Source organism: Amycolatopsis roodepoortensis (genome assembly GCF_024628825.1).
Taxonomy (GTDB): Bacteria; Actinomycetota; Actinomycetes; order Mycobacteriales; family Pseudonocardiaceae; genus Amycolatopsis; species Amycolatopsis roodepoortensis.
Genome location: NZ_CP102415.1, coordinates 8,807,543 through 8,823,866, shown reverse-complemented (window position 1 = coordinate 8,823,866; position 16,324 = coordinate 8,807,543). Strand labels below are relative to the sequence as shown.

Genomic DNA, 16,324 nt, shown 5'->3' with positions numbered 1-16,324 from the left:
CGGGACCGCGCGGGGTCCCGGCACCCTACGCGAACGTGTAGTCCTCGATGGGGAAGCTCTGTGCCTCCTTGATGGCGTTCAACGTGGAAGACGGCCGGAGCAACGTCGCCTCCCCGTGCGGGTTGAAGTAGTAGCTGTTCGCCGGGGCACAGTTCCCGAGGGTGAAGATGGAGTCGCCGAGGCGTTCGGTCATCCGGTCGAGGAACGCGTCGTTGGCCTCCTGCGTGACTTCGAACTCGGTCGCGCCGCGCCGCCGCATGGCGCCGAAAAGCCGGTCCATATGCCGCATCTGCGTCTCGATGGTGGTGAAATAGGACAGTCCCGAGTAGGAATACGGGCTGTTGAGCGAGACGAAGTTGGGGAACTTCGGGATCGCGACCCCCTCGTAGGCCTGGAAACGGTTCTCCCGCCACCACTTCCCGAGGTTCCGGCCGTCACGGCCGATGATCTCGATCGCCGGGAAATTCGCCTCCCACAGGTCGAATCCGGTCGCCAGCACCAGGACGTCGATCTCCCGCCGACGGCCGTCGGCGGTCTCGATCCCGGTTTCGTCGATCTTCGCGATCGAGGTCGTCTCCAGGTGCACGTGGTCCTTGGTGAAGGCCGGGTAGTACTCGTTGGAGAACGTCGGGCGCTTGCAGCCGAACGAATAGCGCGGCGTCAGTTCCGCGCGCAGCCGCGGATCCCGCACCTGACGCCGCAGATGCGCCTGGCACCACAGCTTGCCGAGCCGGTTCGCCATCGGCAGCTGCTTGTAGTGCAGGACACCGGAGACCATCATCAGTTCGAGCAGCGCGGTCCCGGTCAGCCGGGCGGCCCGCTGGGTGAGCGGGACCGCGGCGAACGCGCGCCGGACCGCCTTGGGCACCGGGAAGTCCAGTTTTGGGCTCACCCAGATCGGCGTCCGCTGGTACACGGTGAGCTCTCGCGCGACCTTCGCGATCTCGGGGATCAGCTGGACCGCGGTCGCGCCGGTGCCGATCACCGCGACCCGCTCGCCCGCGAGGTCGTGGTCGTCGTCCCAGGCGGCGGTGTGGATGACCTTGCCACGGAACGTGTCGATCCCGGCGATGTCGGGTTTCTTCGGCTGGGAAAGGAAACCCGTCGCGGTGAGGAGGTACTTGGCGGTGACCGGCCCGCCCTCGGCTAGCGAAACCGTCCAGTGCGCCTTCGCCTCGTCCCACACCGCGCCGGTGACCACCGAGCCGAACCGCATGTAGCGCCTCAGCCGGTACTTGTCCGCGACGTGTTCTGCGTACCGCTTGAGTTCCGCGCCCGGCGCGAAGAGCCGCGACCAATGCGGATTCGGCTCGAACGAGTACGAGTAGGTGGCCGACGGGATGTCGACGGCCAGCCCGGGATAGCGGTTCACATGCCAGGTGCCGCCGAGGTCGGACTCACGTTCGAGGATGAGCAGGTTGTCGTAGCCGAGCCGGTTGAGCTGGATCGCCGCGCCCATCCCGCCGAAACCGGCCCCGACGACGACGGCGTCGTACTGCGCGTTCATGCGTTTTCCTCCCGGTGGGTGTCCTGGTGGAGACGGGCGCGATAGCCGGCCCGCTCCGGTGGATCGGGCCGCAGTGCGCGGTCGTCGCGGACCAGCCGCCGGAACGCGGCGAGCGCCGGTTCGGGTGTCACCGCGGCGAGGGTGGCGAGCGCGCCGACATAGCCGGGCACGGCGATCTCGGCCGCACGCGTGCGGACGGAAGCCACGACGGCGTCGGCGATCCGGCCCGGTTTCACCTTCGGGATCGGCCGCATGTCGAGCCCCGAGGCCAGCGCGGTGTCGACCGCCGACGGCAGCACGGCGGAGACGCTCACGCCGTGGGGCGCGTACTCCAGCCGGGTCGCCGCGGTCAGCCCGACGACGGCGAACTTGCTGGCGTTGTAGATCGCCAGCCCCTTCACCGGGAACTTCCCGGCCAGCGACGCGACGTTGACGATATGGCCGCGACCCCGCTCCAGCATGCCGGGCAGGGCCAGCCGCATACCGTGGACGACGCCGAAGACGTTGACCTCCATGGTCGCCCGGTTCAGCTCGTCGGAGAGGTCGAGGAAGCCGCCGTTCGGCATGATCCCGGCGTTGTTGACGAGTACCGCGAGCGGCCCGTTCGCCTGTTCGGCGTCACCGAGGAAGGCGGCGAACGACGCCGGATCGGCGACGTCCAGGGGACGCGCGGTGCCACCGACGTCGGCGGCGGTCCGTTTCGCGGCTTCGAGGTCGAGATCGCCGATGGACACGCGCGCACCGAGCGCGGCCATGCGTTCCGCGGTCGCGCGGCCGATCCCCTGCCCCGCGCCGGTGATCGCCACGTGCGCGCCGTCGAGGTCGAGTTCCGGGTACTTGCTCATGCACGCACTCCCTCTCGTGCGAAGGCGTCGGCGACCAGGCCCGGCGCCGTCCTCAACGCCGTGGCGACCACGTGCTCGCGCCGCCGTCCGTCCATGAAATTGGCGCCCATGGCGGCGAGATCCGCCGGCGCCGGTTCGATCCGGACCACCCGGACGCCTGCCGCGCGCAGCCGCCGCACCTCGTCGTCGACACGCCTGGTCATCGCCGCCCGCAGCAGGCGTTCCAGCCGGGCCGCGCCGCGGGCCGGTGCTCCGCCCTCGCTGCTCATCGGCGCGATGAGCACGACCTCGCCGATGTCGTGGCCGAGCAGGAAATCCGCCGACGTCGGGGAGACCGTGCCGCCGTCGACCAGCGGACGTCCGTCCACAACGGACGGAGGGAACCAGCCAGGGATGGCCCAGGACGCGGCGATCGCCTCACCGAGGCGCGCGGGCGGCGCTCCCGGGGAGCCGAGCGCGATCCGCTTCCCCGTCGGATCCGCGGCCATCAGCCAGGTCGCTGGATGCGGGACCCAGCCGTCGGGCGCCAGCGCGTCACCGAGCTCGCGCAGCCAGCTCGCGTCTCCCCTGCCCTGGGGCAGAAGGCCCGCGAGACCGGCGAGCGGGTCTACCTCCCGGCGCAGCGCGGCCCGGACCAATCCGGCCGCGGGCCAGTGCGGAAACGGCACCGGCGGGAGCATGCCCGGCATCCGCCGCACGTGCGCGGCGACGACGGCGTCACCGCCGGGCGCGCCCGCCACCGCGTCGAGGATCGCCTTCGCCGGGATGCCCGCACCGAGCATGGCCACCGCCTCGGCCCCCGCCGAGGTCCCGACCAGGACGTCCGCCTCGCGGGGATCCCAGCCGAGCGCGTCGAGGACCGCGGCGGTCCAGGCGAACCCCAGGGTCCCGCCGCAGCCGAGCACCAGCGCCCTCGCGGAATGACGTGTCATTTCCGGAACGGTATGTCATTTGAACGCGCCGGGCAATAAGCTGGCGGGATGACGACGGAGACCCCGGTCAGCAGGGCCGCACGGAAGAAGCAGGAACTACGGCGCGAGATCGTGGAGACCGCGTTCGACTGCTTCGCCGAACGCGGCTACCACGCGACGGGGATCGCCGACATCGCCGCCCGGCTGGGCATCGGGCACGGCACCTTCTACCGGTACTTCCAGAACAAACGGGACATCGTCGACCACGTCATCACGGACCTGGTCGAGAAGGTGGTCGGCGCGCTGGCCGCGGACAACGCGCCGGACGCGGTCAGCAGCCTCGCCGAGTACCGCAGGCAGAGCGCGCGGATCGGCGACGCGCTCGCCCGGATCTTCGGCAGCGACCCGCGGATGGCCCGGTTCCTCCTGCTCGAAGCGGCGGGCATCGACGCCGAGATGCGGGAACGGGTGCTGGACTTCTACGAGACCGCCGCCGAACTGACCGCAGGCTACCTGCATCACGGCGTCCGCCTCGGTTACCTGCACGAGGACCTGGACGTCGACTCCACCGCCCGCGCGATCAACGGGATGATCCTCGCGTCGATCCTGTCCGAACTGCGCGACCCGTCACCGGAGAGGCAGGCCGCGATGAGCCGGGCGGTCCGGCGGGTCATGTACGACGGGATCGCGGCCCGTCAGTGACCGGCGCGCTTCAGGATCGCCCTGGCCCGCGCTTCGACCGGCTTGTCGACCATCTGGCCGCCGGCGACGGTCACCGAGCCGTCCCCGGCGCGCGCGATCACGTCCCGCGCCCACTCGATCTCACCGTCCGACGGGGAAAGCCCACGGCTCGCGGCGGCGACCTGGCGCGGATGCACGCAAAGTTTCCCGGTGAACCCGAGGGTCTTGGCGTGCTCCACATCCGCGGCGAGCGCGGCGTCGTCGTCGAGTGCCGTGGTGACACCGTCGATCGGGGCCGCCCTTCCCGTGGCCGCCGCGGCGACGACGATCGCGGACCGCGCGTACCGCAACGCCTCGTGTGACCGGTGGTCGACCCCGAGCTGTACGGCCAGGTCGACGCTGCCGAAAGCGGGCCGCACCACCGCGTCCGCACCGCAGACCTCCACCGCGCCCGCGATCCCGGCCGCAGTCTCCACCAGCGGGAGGATCGGAACACCCGGCAGCCGCCCGGCGAGGGAATCGATCTCCGCACGGTTCTCGGCCTTGGGCAGCATCACCGCGAGCGCGCGCCCGGCACTCGCGACATCGTCGTCGTACCAAGCGGTTCCGGCGGCGTTGATCCGGACGACCGCCTGCTGGCCTTCCGCCAGCCACGCCCGGACGTGCTCGCGGGCGGCCTCCTTCCGATCGGGCGCTACGGCGTCCTCCAGGTCGAGGATCACGACGTCGGCCCCACTGGCCGCGGCCTTCGCGAAGCGATCCGGCCGGTGACCGGGCACGAACAGGAAGGTCTTCGCGGCGGTCAGGAGTTCGTTCACCGGCCTAGGCTCCGCATCGTTCCGGTCGCCGTCCGCCGTCCGTGGCGATCACGCACGGCGGTGCCGGCCCCGTCCGCTCGCACGATCATGCCCTGATGGTCGAACAAGGGCGCGACGAGCCGGTAGTCGAAGGCCAGCCTCCCGCTGCTCCCCCGCCGCCGCGCGGCTTCGGCCATCGCGAGCGCCTGCAACGGGCCGTGGGTGAGCAGCCCCGGATAGCCCTCGACGTCGCGGGCGTAGTCGCGGTCGTAATGGATGCGGTGGGCGTTGTAGGTCAGCGCCGAGAAGCGGAACAACAGCGTCGGCGAGACGTCGATCTCCCATTCGTCCTCGGCCGCCGGCACCTCCGGCTCCTCGGCGGGGGCGTCCGCCCGCCCGGCGGCGGCGTCGCGGTAGACGATGTCCTGCTCCTCCTCGACCACGACCTCGCCGCCCTGGACGATCCTGTGCCCGGTCACGACGAAGGTCAGCCGTCCGGTGCGGCCCTGTTTCTCCTGTGTGGAAAGCACTTCCGTATGCCGCTCGGCGGGCAGCCCGCATCGCAGCGGGCCGAGTGTCCGCACCCGACCGCCCGCCCACATCCGGCGGCGTCCCGGCTCCATGCCACGGACCGGATGTCCGTCCGGCCCCAGATCGGCCTGCGCGGGCCGGTCCAGCAGGTAGAACCAGTGCCAGAGCAGGGGCAGGCCGTCGCGGTCCAGATCCGGCTGCTCGACGTCGAGCAGCGAAGCCAGCGCCTCCGCGGGACCAGGCTGCAGGATTTCCTTCACGTTCGCACCTCCTGAAGGGCACCGAACTCGGCCCGGATCGACTCGTTGTGCGCCCCCAGCGCGGGTACCGGCCCCATGATCGGCTCCCGGCCGGCGACCTCGACCGGTGGGAGCAACGCCTCCAGCGGCCCGGCGGGGGTTTCCACCTCGCGCCACCGATTCCTCGCGGCCAGCTGCGGATGGCGGGTGAACTGCTCCGGCGTCCGCAGCCGGGCGTTGGCGATCCCGGCGCGCTCCAGCAGGTCCCCGACCTCGTCCGCGGTCAAGCCGCTGAAGGCCTCCTCCAGGATCGCGGTGAGTTCGCCGTCGTTGGCGACACGGTCGTCGTTGGTCCCGAAGCGCGGATCTTCGATCAATGTCTCCTGTCCCAGCACGTCCCGGCACAGCACGATCCACTCCCGTTCACTTTGGACACTCAGGAAGACCCGGTCGTCCCCGGTGCGGTACGGGCCGTAGGGCGAGATCGACGGATGCGCCGCCGCCGTGCGCCGCGGCGGTTCCTTGCCGTAACGGGAGAAATAGGCGGGCTGGCTCATCCATTCGCCGAGCGAGTCGATCATCGCGACGTGCAGGCTCGCTCCCTCGCCGGTGCGCTCGCGGTCGTACAGCGCGGTAAGGACGCCGCTGTAGGCGTACATCCCGGTGGCGATGTCGGCGATCGAGATCCCCGCCTTGGCCGGTGTCTCCGGCGTGCCGGTGGACATCACGAGCCCGGTTTCGCACTGCACCAGCAGATCGTAGGCCTTCTTCGTCCGATATGGACCTTCCGGGCCATAGCCGGAGATCGAACAGTGGATCAGGTCCGGACGTTCCGCGCGCAGCGTCCCGGCGTCGAGACCGAGCCGCTCCACCGCGCCGGGCGCGAGGTTCTGCAGGAACACGTCGGCCTTGCCGATCATCGCGCCGAGCAGCGCCCGGTCCGCCGGATCCTTGATGTCGAGTTCGACGCTTTCCTTGCCCCGGTTGAGCCAGACGAAGTAGCTCGACTGCCCGTGCACCGTCCGGTCGTAGTCGCGGGCGAAGTCGCCCGCTCCACGGCGTTCGATCTTGATGACGCGGGCACCGAGATCGGCGAGCTGACGCGAGGCGAACGGAGCGGCGACGGCCTGTTCCAGCGCGACGACGGTGATTCCCTCGAGTGGTGGGCCCATGCTGCCTTCCTCGGTGTTCAGGACGGGATGCGGTGCCGTTCGATCAGCTGGCGCGCGATCACGCCGCGCTGGATCTCGTTGGTGCCCTCGCCGACGATCATCAGTGGCGCGTCACGGAAGTACCGCTCGACGTCGAACTCGGTCGAGTAGCCGTAGCCGCCGTGGATGCGGACCGCGTCGAGCGCGATCTCCATCGCGGCCTCGGAGGCGAACAGTTTCGCCATCCCCGCCTCCATGTCCGCGCGTTCGCCCGAGTCGTACCGTCGCGCCGCGTGGTGCACCAGCTGGCGGGCGGCTTCGAGTTTGGTCGCCATGTCCGCGAGATGGTTGCCGATCGACTGGTGCTGCCAGATCGGCTTGCCGAAGCTCTCGCGTTCCTGGGCGTAGCGCAGGGAATCCTCCAGCGCCGCCCGCCCGACGCCGAGTGCCCGGCAAGCGACCTGGATCCGGCCGATCTCCAGGCCCCGCATCATCTGGGCGAATCCGCGGCCCTCGACTCCGCCGAGCAGTGCCGTGACCGGCGCGCGGAAGCCGTCGAAGGAGAGCTCGCAGCTCTCGACCCCCTTGTAACCGAGCTTGGGCAGATCCCGTGAGACCTCGAAACCCGGCCCCTTCTCCACCAGCAGGATGGAGATCCCCTTGTGCGCGGGTTCGGCGGTGGGGTCGGTCTTGCACAGCAACGCGACCAGCTGGGACCGGCGCGCGTTGGTGATCCACGTCTTGCTGCCGTCGACCACGTACTCCTCGCCCTCGCGTCGCGCCGTGGTGCGGAGTGCCTGCAGATCCGAGCCGCCACCGGGTTCGGTGAGCGCCATCGTCGCGCGGATCTCGCCTGTGGCCAGCTTCGGCAGGTAGGTGTCCTTCTGCTCCTGAGTGCCATATGCGGCAAGGAGTTTCGCTACGACGGTATGGCCGCCCATCGCGCCGGCGAGGCTCATCCAGCCGCGTGCGAGCTCCTCCGTCACCAACGCGTAGCACTCCGCGGAGACCTGGGTCTCGCCCCAAGGCTCGGGCACGGCCAGCCCGAAGACACCCATCGCCTTCATCTGGTCGACGAGCCTCTCGGGATAGGTGTCCGTGTGGTCGAGCTCCCGCGCGACGGGCCGGACCTCACGATCCACGAACGCGGCCACGAGCGCGACGATCTCGGTCTCTTCCTCGGTCATGTGGTTATCATGAGCGATGATGAGACGGTATGTGAAATACCGAATCATGATGCCCGCATACCGGACCGCGATGAGCAGGGGCGACGGTGGACTTCAAGCAGCTCAAGGCGTTGGTGACGGTCGCCGAGGTCGGCAGCGTGACCCGCGCGGCCGAGCTGCTGCACCTGGTCCAGCCCGCCGTCACCCGGCAGATCCGCACCCTGGAGCAGGAGCTCGGGGTGCCGTTGTTCGAGCGGACCCGCCACGGGATGCGCCCGACCGAGGCGGGCGCGACGCTCGTCGAGCGTGCCCGGCGGGCGCTCACCGAACTCGACCGCGCCCGTGCCGAGCTGGCCCCGAAACCCGGTGTGGTCACCGGCATCGTCACGGTCGGCCTGCTGGAGAGCGCCGCCGAACGGCTCGCCGCGCCGCTGACCACGGAAGTGCTCCGCGAGCATCCGGGGATCGAACTGCGGCTGCTCACCGCGTACTCCGGACATCTCCAGCGGTGGATCGACGACGGCGACGTCGACCTGAGCCTGCTCTACAACCTGACCAGCACCCCGTCGCTCAACGTCCGTCCGCTGGTCCGTGAACGACTATGGGCGGTCGCTCCCCCGTCGGCCGGGCTCGATCCCGCGCGACCCGTCCCGTTCGCCGAGGTGGCCGCGCATCCGCTGGTCATGCCCTCCGAGGGGCACGCGCTGCGCACCCTCATCGACGGCGCGGCCCGGGAAGCGGGCGCCGAGGCGGAGGTCGCCGTGCAGACCAACGCCATGACCCTGCAGAAACGCCTCGTGCTCGGCGGGCACGGCTGGACGATCCTTCCCGGCATCGGCATCGCCGCGGACGTCGCGGACGGCACGCTGAGCGCGGCTCCGGTATGCGAACCGGAGGTCTGGCGCACCGTCGTCCTCGGCACGCCCAGGACGGGGCGCGTCACGCCCGCCGTCGACGCCGTCGCGCGGGCACTGGTCCGGCAGATCCACCGGACCGTGCGGGAGGGCGAATGGCCCTCGGCACGGCTCTGGGAAGACCGAACAGGAGAAGAATGAGCACGCTCACCGGCAACGCCGTCGCCGCCGACGGTGCCCGGCTGGCCTACCAGTGGCACGGCACGGGCAGACCGCTCGTACTGCTGGCCGGGCAGGCGAACGACCACACCTGGTGGGATCGCACGCGCGGGGACTTCCCGAGCACGATCACCATGGACTACCGCGGTACGGGTGCGAGTGACGCGCCAGATTCCGCTTACTCCACACCGGGTTTCGCGGACGACGTGATCGCGGTCCTCGACGAACTCGGGGTCGGCGAGGCCGATGTCTACGGCACCTCGATGGGTGGCCGCGTCGCGCAGTGGGTCGCCGCGCGGTATCCCGATCGGGTGCGGCGGCTCGTGCTCGGCTGTACCTCGCCGGGTGGCACGCACGGTGTCGAGCGGTCGAACGACGTGCGGCTGGCCCTGGCGCGGCGGTCGTCCGCGGAAGCACGGGAGACGCTGGAGGACCTGATGTACACGCCCGCCTGGCGAGCGGCCAATCCCGGTCCGTACCGGGTGCTGGGCGCGCACGGCATGCCGCCGCACGCGGTGCGCGGACACCTCGTCGCGAGCAACACCCACGACGCGTGGGACGTGCTTCCGGAGATCACCGCGCCCACGCTGGTCTTGCACGGTGACGACGATCTTCTCGCACCCGTGGCGAACGCGCCGCTACTGACCGAGCGAATCCCCGACGCACGAATGCATCTCTTCGCCGGGGCGCGCCATGCCTACTTCGACGAGTGCCGTCCCGAATCGAGCGAGCTGGTGAACGACTTCCTCGGGTAGACCATGCCGACCGGGTATGTGTCCATCGCGGATTTCTATTTCTCAACCGCAGGGATCACAGCTCATGATGGTCGGCGTTCCCGGAGCGAAGGAGCTTCCCTTGCCGCACAAGACACCCGGCGTCGTCGCGAACGTGGTCCGCGGCTGCCTCGGCAACCTGGTCGAGTGGTACGACTGGTTCGTCTACGCCTCGTTCAGCATCTATTTCGCGGCCAGCTTCTTCCCCGAGGGAAACCTGACGGCGCAATTGCTTTCGACCGCCGTCGTGTTCGCCGTCGGCTTCCTGATGCGCCCGCTCGGTGGCTGGCTGCTGGGCCTCTACGCGGACAGGTTCGGCCGACGGTCCGCACTGACCCTGTCCGTGACGCTGATGAGCTTCGGCTCGCTGGCCATCGCCCTCACCCCGGGTTACGCGTCGATCGGCCTGCTCGCGCCCGTGATCCTCGTGGTCGCCAGGCTCGCGCAAGGTCTCTCAGTGGGCGGTGAGTTCGGTTCGAGCGCGACCTACCTGTCCGAGATCGCCACCCCGCGGCGGCGCGGCTTCTACTCGAGCTTTCAGTACGTCTCGATCACCGTCGGGCAGCTTTCGGCCCTGCTGGTGATGATCGTGATGCAGTCGCTGCTCACCGAAGCGCAGATGTACGCGTGGGGCTGGCGGGTCCCGTTCGTGCTCGGCGCCGTCGCCGGCCTCGTGGTGATGTACCTCCGCCGCAGCATGGTGGAATCGGAGCACTTCCAGCGCTCTTCCGGCTCGCCTTCTCGCGGCGGCCTGCGGGTCCTGCTGCGCGAGCACCGTCGCCAGGTTCTCGCCGTTCTCGGGCTCGCCATCGGCGGCACGGTGGCGTTCTACACCTTCACCAGCTACCTGCAGAAGTACATGGTGAACACGGCGGGGATCCCGAAGCCGACCGCTTCGCTCATCGGTTTCGCCGCCCTGTTCCTGTTCATCTTCATGCAGCCCGTCGCCGGCGCCCTTTCCGACCGCTGGGGGCGGCGCCCGGTCATGTTCGGCTTCTCCGTCGGCGGCATGCTGCTGACTGTGCCGATCATGACGCTCGTGGGCAGGACGGGGAACCCGTGGGTGGCGTTCCTGCTCATGATCACCGCCATGATCTTCCTCAGCGGCTACACCGCCTTGTCGGCCATCATCAAGGCGGAGATGTTCCCCACCAACGTCCGCGCTCTCGGCGTCGGCTTGCCGCACGCCCTGGCGACCGCGGTTTTCGGCGGGCTCTCTGAGCCGATCGCGCTGGCCTTGAAGCAGGCAGGGCACGAGAGCGTGTTCTTCTGGTGGGTCACCGGTTGTATCGCGCTGACCTTCGTGGCGACTTTGGTGGTGCGGGAGCCTTCGCGTGACTCCGCGCTGGAGATCGGTGAGGCGCCTGCTCGGGATTCTGTTGTGCGGTAGGGGGTGCTTTCTCGGCTGGGTCGGCGGATGGTTGCGGTGGGATCCGGGCTCGGCGGTGTGGGCGTTGCCGAATCTTGGCGACGGTCGCGGGTGCCATGGCGAGGATTGTCGTCGCAGTTATCCGTACGGAGGTCTGTCCGTGGGATCAGCTGTCGTCGGATTTCGGTAATGGGCGGTGTGGTGGCGGGACTCGCGTGGTGCACGGTCTCCGTGGCCGTTTTCCGGCGACGGTGGGGGCCGGCGTCGGGGCGTAGCCACGAAGTGCGAGACACCGCATGGCGCACCGCTCCTGACTCCGTAGCCGAATTTTGGCAACGAACCCAAGCCTGAGCAGCGTGGTCGGTTTTCGGCGACGGTCCGAGGCTTGTGTCGATTGCGCAACTTGAGGTGGCGAACGTTAGCCGGATCGTAGCCGCGAGGCGCCAACGCCCGGCACATAGTCCCCTGGCTTCGTGGCCGGATTCTGGCAATGATCGCAGGCCTCGGCGCCGTGGTGTTTTCCAGCAACGGGCCGAGACCGGCGTCGATTGCGCAACCCGGGGGTGGCGAACGTCAGCCGGATCGCAGCCGCGAGGCGCCACCGCGCGGCACATCGTCCCTGGCTTCGTGGCCGGATTCCGGCAATGCTCCCAGGACTGGGCGCCATGGCCGTTTTCCGGCGACAGGCTCGATTAGGGAGTCGCATGACAAGCGCAGCCACAAGCCGCGAGAGGCCATCACAGGGTGCACCGCGCCTGTTCCGTGGCCTAATTTCGGCAACGAACCCAAGGCTGGGCACCGTGGCCGTTTTTCGGCGACGGCCCGAGACCGGCGCCGATTGCGCAACCCGGGGGTGGCGAACGTCAGCCGGATCGCAGCCACGAGACGCCAGCGCCCGGCACACCGCCCCTGGCTTCGTGACCGAACTCCGGCAATGCTCCCAGGACTGGGAACCATGGCCGTTTTTCGGCGACAGGCTCAGCTAGGGAGCTGCATGACGAGCGCAGCCACAAGCCGCAAGAAGCCACCACAGGGTGCACCGTCCTTGGCTCTGTCGCCGGATTCCGGCAACGAAACCAAACCTCGGCACCGTGGCCGTTTCGGCGACGGGCCAAGACCGGCGCCGATTGCGCAACCCGGGGCGGCGAACGTCAGCCGGATCGCAGCCCACGAGGCGCCACCGCCCGGCACACCGCCCCTGGCTTCATGGCCGAATTCCGGCAACGACACCAGCCCCGGGCAACCGTGGTCGTTTTTCGGTGATGGTTCAGAACGGTGGTTCCTCGGCACGAGGTTCGTGCAGGGGTGGTGGTGTGCTGTCGTAGCTCTGCCCGGTCGGCGTGGTGATGGTGAGTGTGCCGTCGGAGTCGAGTCGGTAGATCCAGCCAGGTTCATCCTTCAACCGGTGGTCCCGGCGGCACAGATCGATCAGCTCAGTGTGAGCGGTGTGGCCGCCGTGCTGCCACGGCACCGCATGGTCGAGATCGCAAGCCTGGGCGACACGATGGCAGCCAGGTCTTCGGCATTCCCGGTCCCGCACCCGCACGAACTCCCCCAACCCCGCAGTAGGCCGATACCGGTCACGACCCAGATCCAGCACCTGCACGGAAAGCGGATCGGTGACGATCCGCCGCAGGACGGTATCGGGCCCGGTGGCGATGTGCCGGGCCAGGGCAGCCGGAATATGCCCATGTCCGGCGAGTTCGGCGGGGTCATCGTTCAGCCCGAGATAGGTGTTCAAATCCATGTACAGGAACACCTCGGACCGTTCACTCCCACCCTGCCCACCCAGCAACAAATCAAGGGCCACATCCGCACGCAGCTGATCCAGAGTGCGAGTCTCGCCGCCGGTCTTGAGGGCGCGGGCTTCACGATCGATCCGGGTGTAGGCAGCGGCGACCTTCTCCACCGGCCCGTCCTCGACCTCGATCGACGCCACCCCAGCCTCGCCGTGGCGGATCGACAACCGGCGCCCGGCACGATGACGCTCCGCACGCCGGGCCGCGCCCTCGCGGTCGGCCATCATCGCCGCATGATTCGCCGCCTTCCGAACCTGCTCGGAATTCCGCCCCGGCAACCGATCCTCCAGCACCGCGTCCACCGCACGCGCATCGTCATCAGACAACCACGCAGTCGCGGCAGCGACCTTCATCGCCCCGTAACCGCCCACCTTGCCCCGATCCAGCAACCCCAGCGTGCACGGAAGCCGCGTGGTCAACGCCTCCGCCGTCGACACCAGCCCAGCCGCGTGACCGTCCACAACAGACAACCCCAGCGCGACCTCCTGCACCACACTGCCGGCGCCGTCACGGTGACGACTCAGCTGCGCCAACGCACGAAACCGCACCGCCTCCAACCGCGCGATCCCCTCCGACGCAGCCACCGCAGCAGCCACAGCATCGCCGTCCTCCAACATATCCAACGCGGCATTGACCTCCTTCAAAACATCAGCCGACGTGATTTCCTTGAGTACCGCCACAATGGCGTTGCGAGTATCCACACACCGAAGCTACAACCGACCACCGACAAAATGAGCATTTCCCTTACACAGCAACACTAATCGACATCGAGCAACCCCTCGGCACCATTCTCCAGCCGCCGCGCGATCTCCTCCGACCGTGGCAACATGGTCTTCTCGTAAAGCGCGACAGCATCACCGACCGAAGCAGAGCCGGCCAGCGCGAGGGCGAGTTCACAAGCGTCGACCATCGCCAGATTGACACCGACACCGAGCGGCGGCATCAGGTGAGCCGCATCGCCGAGCAAGGTCACCCAAGGCTTCTGCTCCCACGTGTGCGGAACGGGCAGGACGTACAACGGACGGTCGACGTACGGCCCGTCGTTCTCGGTGATCATCCGCAACATCGACGGCGACCAGCCGGAAAACGCGTCCAGCAGCCGACTTCGGACATCGGGCGTCGACCCGATCCAGTCCGCGGGCAGCCGCTGGATGATGTAGACCCGGATGTGGTCTCCACTGTTGCGCTGGGCGAAAAGGCACCGCTCGCCGTCGGCCGCCATCGCGCTGCCCTGGCCGACGAGTTCGGCGAGTTCGGGGTGCGCGTTCTCGACGTCGTCGAACCACGCCTCCAGGAAGGTGATCCCGGCGTATTCGGGCACGGCCGCCGAAACCGCCGGGCGGACCCGTGACCACGCGCCGTCGGCGCCGATGACCAGATCCGTCTCGACCGTCGCTCCGTCCGTGAACAGCAAGTGCCCGGGAGCTTCGACCCGCTCCAGCGTCCGTCCCCAATGGACGGTGCCAGGTTCCAGCGAGTCGAGCAGGAGCCCGCGGAGCTGGCCGCGGTCGATCTCCGGTTTGAACAACTCCCCTTCGGCAGGGACATGGTGTTCCAGGAGACGCCCAAGAGGATCCAGTTTGCGCATCTCCTGCCCTTCCGGGCGAGCGAGTGCGAAGAACTCGTCGAGCAGGCCGGCCTCGCGCAGGGCCAGCTGCCCGTCGTCCGCGTGGAGGTCCAGGGTGCCGCCCTGATTCCGCGCCCGGGGATGCGGATCGCGGTCGTAGACCGTTACGGGGACGCCGTGTTTCTGCAGGATGCGGGCGCAGGTCAGGCCGCCAGGACCCGCTCCGATGATGCTGATCGTCATGACCCCAGAAAAGCAGAACGAGTTAAAAAGTGCAACGAGTCAACTTAGTGACCGTGACAACTCATGCGGTAGGGTGCGCTCATGGAGACACCGGGACGGCGTGAACGCAAGAAGGCGGCCACCCGCCAAGCGCTGGCGGACGCCGCGCTGAAGTTGTTCCTGGAGCGGGGCTACGACCAGGTGAGCATCCGCGACATCGCCGAGGCGGCCGACGTCTCGACGACGACGCTGTTCAAGCACTTCCCCGGCAAGGAGGCGCTGGTCTTCGACGAGTCCCAGGACCGCGAAGAGCGCTTGGTCGCCGCGGTCCGGGAGCGCAAAAAGGGGCAGAGCATCGTCGAGGCGTTGCGCGAGTACGTGCTCGCGACGTGGCTTCCGCTCACGAAGCATCCCCAATACGCCGAGTTCACCGCGCTGGTGACCGGCACCCCGGCACTGCAGGAGTACGGCGAGCGCATGTGGACCCGGCACGCCGCGACCCTCGGCGCCGCGATCGCAGAAGACACCGGCGCGGACTCCGACGACATCGCCTGCCACGCGCTCGCGCGCTTCGTGCTGGACATTCCAGCCCTCACCCGGGGCCGCCCGGACCCGCGGGAGGACGTCGAGCGGATCTTCGACCTCCTCGAACGAGGCTGGCGTTAATCCTCTTCGGAAGCGTGGCGGGATCCGCGCAGCGAGCCCGGATGCGCCTTGGCGGAAGGATCCTTGCGGGTCTTGAGCAGGCTCGCCACCGTCACCACGACGAGGATGCCGATGATCACCGACAGGCTGACCGGCGTCGAGATCTCCGGAACACGCTCGTCGATGTCCACGTGTGCCCAGTGCAGGATCAGCTTGATCCCGATGAACCCGAGGATCACCGCGAGCCCGGCCGACAGGTACACCAGGCGGTCGAGCAGGCCCTTCACCAGGAAGTACAGCGCTCGCAAGCCCAGCAGGGCGAACGCGTTGGCCGCGAAGACCAGGTACGGCTCGTCGGTGACGCCGAAGACCGCGGGGATCGAGTCCAGCGCGAACAGCAGGTCGATCCCGCCGATCGCGAGCAGCACCACGACCAGCGGCGTACCCACCTTCTTCCCGTCAACACGGGTCACGAGCTTGCCGCCGTCGTATTCGGTGGACAGCGGCAGCAGCCTCCGCGCGGACCGCACCACCACGTTGTTCTCGACGTCCGGATCCTCGTCGCGATGCCGGAACAGCTGGACGCCGGTGTAGATCAGCAACAGCCCGAACAGCAGGAACATGAAGGAGAACAAGGAAAGCAGCGTGGCGCCGAGCGCGATGAAGATCGCGCGCATGATCAGGGCGACGACGATGCCGAACGTGAGCACCTTGTGCTGATGTTCCTCGGGTACCGCGAAGGTGCTCATGATGATCACGAAGACGAAGAGGTTGTCGACGGACAGGCTCTTCTCGACGATGTAACCCGCGAAGTACTGCTGCCCGAAGTCGCCACCGTGCGCGAGCGTCAGCCAGACGCCGAACGCCACCGCGACCAGGATGTAGCCGACCGACCAGGCCACCGCCTCGGCGAAGCCGACCTTGTGCGGCCGCACCGCCGCGAGGATGAGATCGAGTGCCAGGAGCCCGAGCACCAGCCCGATCGTGACGATCCAGGTGAGGGCATCGATCTGGAGCATCCGCACCCTGTCTTTCCTTCGACGGCTGG

At 68.7% G+C, this 16,324-nt stretch carries 15 protein-coding genes; 5 read left to right on the top strand and 10 right to left on the bottom strand.

Annotated features, from left to right (window positions below; genetic code table 11):
* Window positions 1–25: 25 nt before the first annotated feature.
* From NQK81_RS42350 to NQK81_RS42340, 3 genes are read right to left on the bottom strand one after another with little or no spacing between them, the layout of a single operon-like run.
* Window positions 26–1,507, bottom strand: coding sequence for a flavin-containing monooxygenase (locus tag NQK81_RS42350; protein ID WP_257485984.1), 1,482 nt, complete (start codon window positions 1,505–1,507; stop codon window positions 26–28).
* A complete protein-coding gene (locus NQK81_RS42345) occupies window positions 1,504–2,352 on the bottom strand; it encodes an SDR family oxidoreductase (RefSeq protein ID WP_257485983.1) in 849 nt (282 codons plus the stop codon). The genes NQK81_RS42350 and NQK81_RS42345 overlap by 4 nt, the downstream gene beginning before the upstream one ends.
* On the bottom strand, window positions 2,349–3,284 hold the full coding sequence (locus NQK81_RS42340; protein ID WP_257485982.1) for a patatin-like phospholipase family protein: 936 nt from the start codon (window positions 3,282–3,284) through the stop codon (window positions 2,349–2,351). The genes NQK81_RS42345 and NQK81_RS42340 overlap by 4 nt, the downstream gene beginning before the upstream one ends.
* A 48-nt stretch (window positions 3,285–3,332) precedes the next feature.
* Between NQK81_RS42340 and NQK81_RS42335 the strand changes: the two genes are divergently transcribed.
* Entirely contained in the window at window positions 3,333–3,965 is a 633-nt protein-coding gene (locus NQK81_RS42335; RefSeq protein ID WP_257485981.1) for a TetR/AcrR family transcriptional regulator, read from the top strand.
* On the opposite strand, the gene NQK81_RS42330 is transcribed toward NQK81_RS42335, so the two are convergent.
* The 4 genes from NQK81_RS42330 to NQK81_RS42315 are packed head-to-tail and all read right to left on the bottom strand — an operon-like array spanning window position 3,959 to window position 7,849.
* Entirely contained in the window at window positions 3,959–4,762 is an 804-nt protein-coding gene (locus NQK81_RS42330) for an HpcH/HpaI aldolase/citrate lyase family protein (protein ID WP_257485980.1), read from the bottom strand. The genes NQK81_RS42335 and NQK81_RS42330 overlap by 7 nt on opposite strands.
* Window positions 4,759–5,532 (bottom strand): HTD2 family dehydratase, encoded by a 774-nt coding sequence (locus tag NQK81_RS42325; RefSeq protein ID WP_257485979.1) that lies wholly within the window; start codon window positions 5,530–5,532, stop codon window positions 4,759–4,761. The genes NQK81_RS42330 and NQK81_RS42325 overlap by 4 nt, the downstream gene beginning before the upstream one ends.
* The gene (locus NQK81_RS42320) at window positions 5,529–6,683 is read right to left on the bottom strand and encodes a CaiB/BaiF CoA transferase family protein (protein WP_257485978.1); all 1,155 of its coding nucleotides are present in this window, start codon (window positions 6,681–6,683) and stop codon (window positions 5,529–5,531) included. The genes NQK81_RS42325 and NQK81_RS42320 overlap by 4 nt, the downstream gene beginning before the upstream one ends.
* A gap of 17 nt (window positions 6,684–6,700) precedes the next feature.
* Window positions 6,701–7,849 (bottom strand): acyl-CoA dehydrogenase family protein, encoded by a 1,149-nt coding sequence (locus NQK81_RS42315; protein ID WP_257485977.1) that lies wholly within the window; start codon window positions 7,847–7,849, stop codon window positions 6,701–6,703.
* An 86-nt stretch (window positions 7,850–7,935) separates the two neighbouring features.
* Here NQK81_RS42315 and NQK81_RS42310 point away from each other — a divergent pair, with 86 nt between their 5' ends.
* The 3 genes from NQK81_RS42310 (at window position 7,936) to NQK81_RS42300 (ending at window position 11,064) form a co-directional block, all read left to right on the top strand.
* Window positions 7,936–8,883, top strand: coding sequence for a LysR family transcriptional regulator (locus tag NQK81_RS42310; RefSeq protein WP_257485976.1), 948 nt, complete (start codon window positions 7,936–7,938; stop codon window positions 8,881–8,883).
* Window positions 8,880–9,656 carry an alpha/beta fold hydrolase gene (locus NQK81_RS42305; protein WP_257485975.1) on the top strand — a complete coding sequence of 259 codons (777 nt, stop codon included), beginning with the start codon at window positions 8,880–8,882 and terminating at the stop codon, window positions 9,654–9,656. Before NQK81_RS42310 ends, NQK81_RS42305 begins: the two co-directional genes overlap by 4 nt.
* Window positions 9,657–9,720: 64 nt before the next feature.
* Window positions 9,721–11,064: an MFS transporter gene (locus tag NQK81_RS42300; RefSeq protein WP_257485974.1), complete on the top strand. Its 1,344-nt coding sequence runs from the start codon at window positions 9,721–9,723 to the stop codon at window positions 11,062–11,064.
* Window positions 11,065–12,310: 1,246 nt separating this feature from the next.
* Here NQK81_RS42300 and NQK81_RS42295 read toward each other — a convergent pair.
* Both NQK81_RS42295 and NQK81_RS42290 read right to left on the bottom strand, forming a co-directional pair.
* Entirely contained in the window at window positions 12,311–13,459 is a 1,149-nt protein-coding gene (locus NQK81_RS42295) for an HNH endonuclease signature motif containing protein (RefSeq protein ID WP_371878935.1), read from the bottom strand.
* Window positions 13,460–13,599: 140 nt separating this feature from the next.
* Complete coding sequence (locus tag NQK81_RS42290; protein WP_257485973.1) at window positions 13,600–14,652, bottom strand: FAD-dependent oxidoreductase; 1,053 nt, start codon at window positions 14,650–14,652, stop codon at window positions 13,600–13,602.
* A gap of 81 nt (window positions 14,653–14,733) precedes the next feature.
* On the opposite strand from NQK81_RS42290, the gene NQK81_RS42285 reads away from it, so the two are divergent.
* On the top strand, window positions 14,734–15,297 hold the full coding sequence (locus NQK81_RS42285) for a TetR/AcrR family transcriptional regulator (protein ID WP_257485972.1): 564 nt from the start codon (window positions 14,734–14,736) through the stop codon (window positions 15,295–15,297).
* On the opposite strand, the gene NQK81_RS42280 is transcribed toward NQK81_RS42285, so the two are convergent.
* Complete coding sequence (locus tag NQK81_RS42280; protein WP_126737631.1) at window positions 15,294–16,295, bottom strand: TerC/Alx family metal homeostasis membrane protein; 1,002 nt, start codon at window positions 16,293–16,295, stop codon at window positions 15,294–15,296. The genes NQK81_RS42285 and NQK81_RS42280 overlap by 4 nt on opposite strands.
* Between the last annotated feature and the right edge of the window lie 29 nt (window positions 16,296–16,324).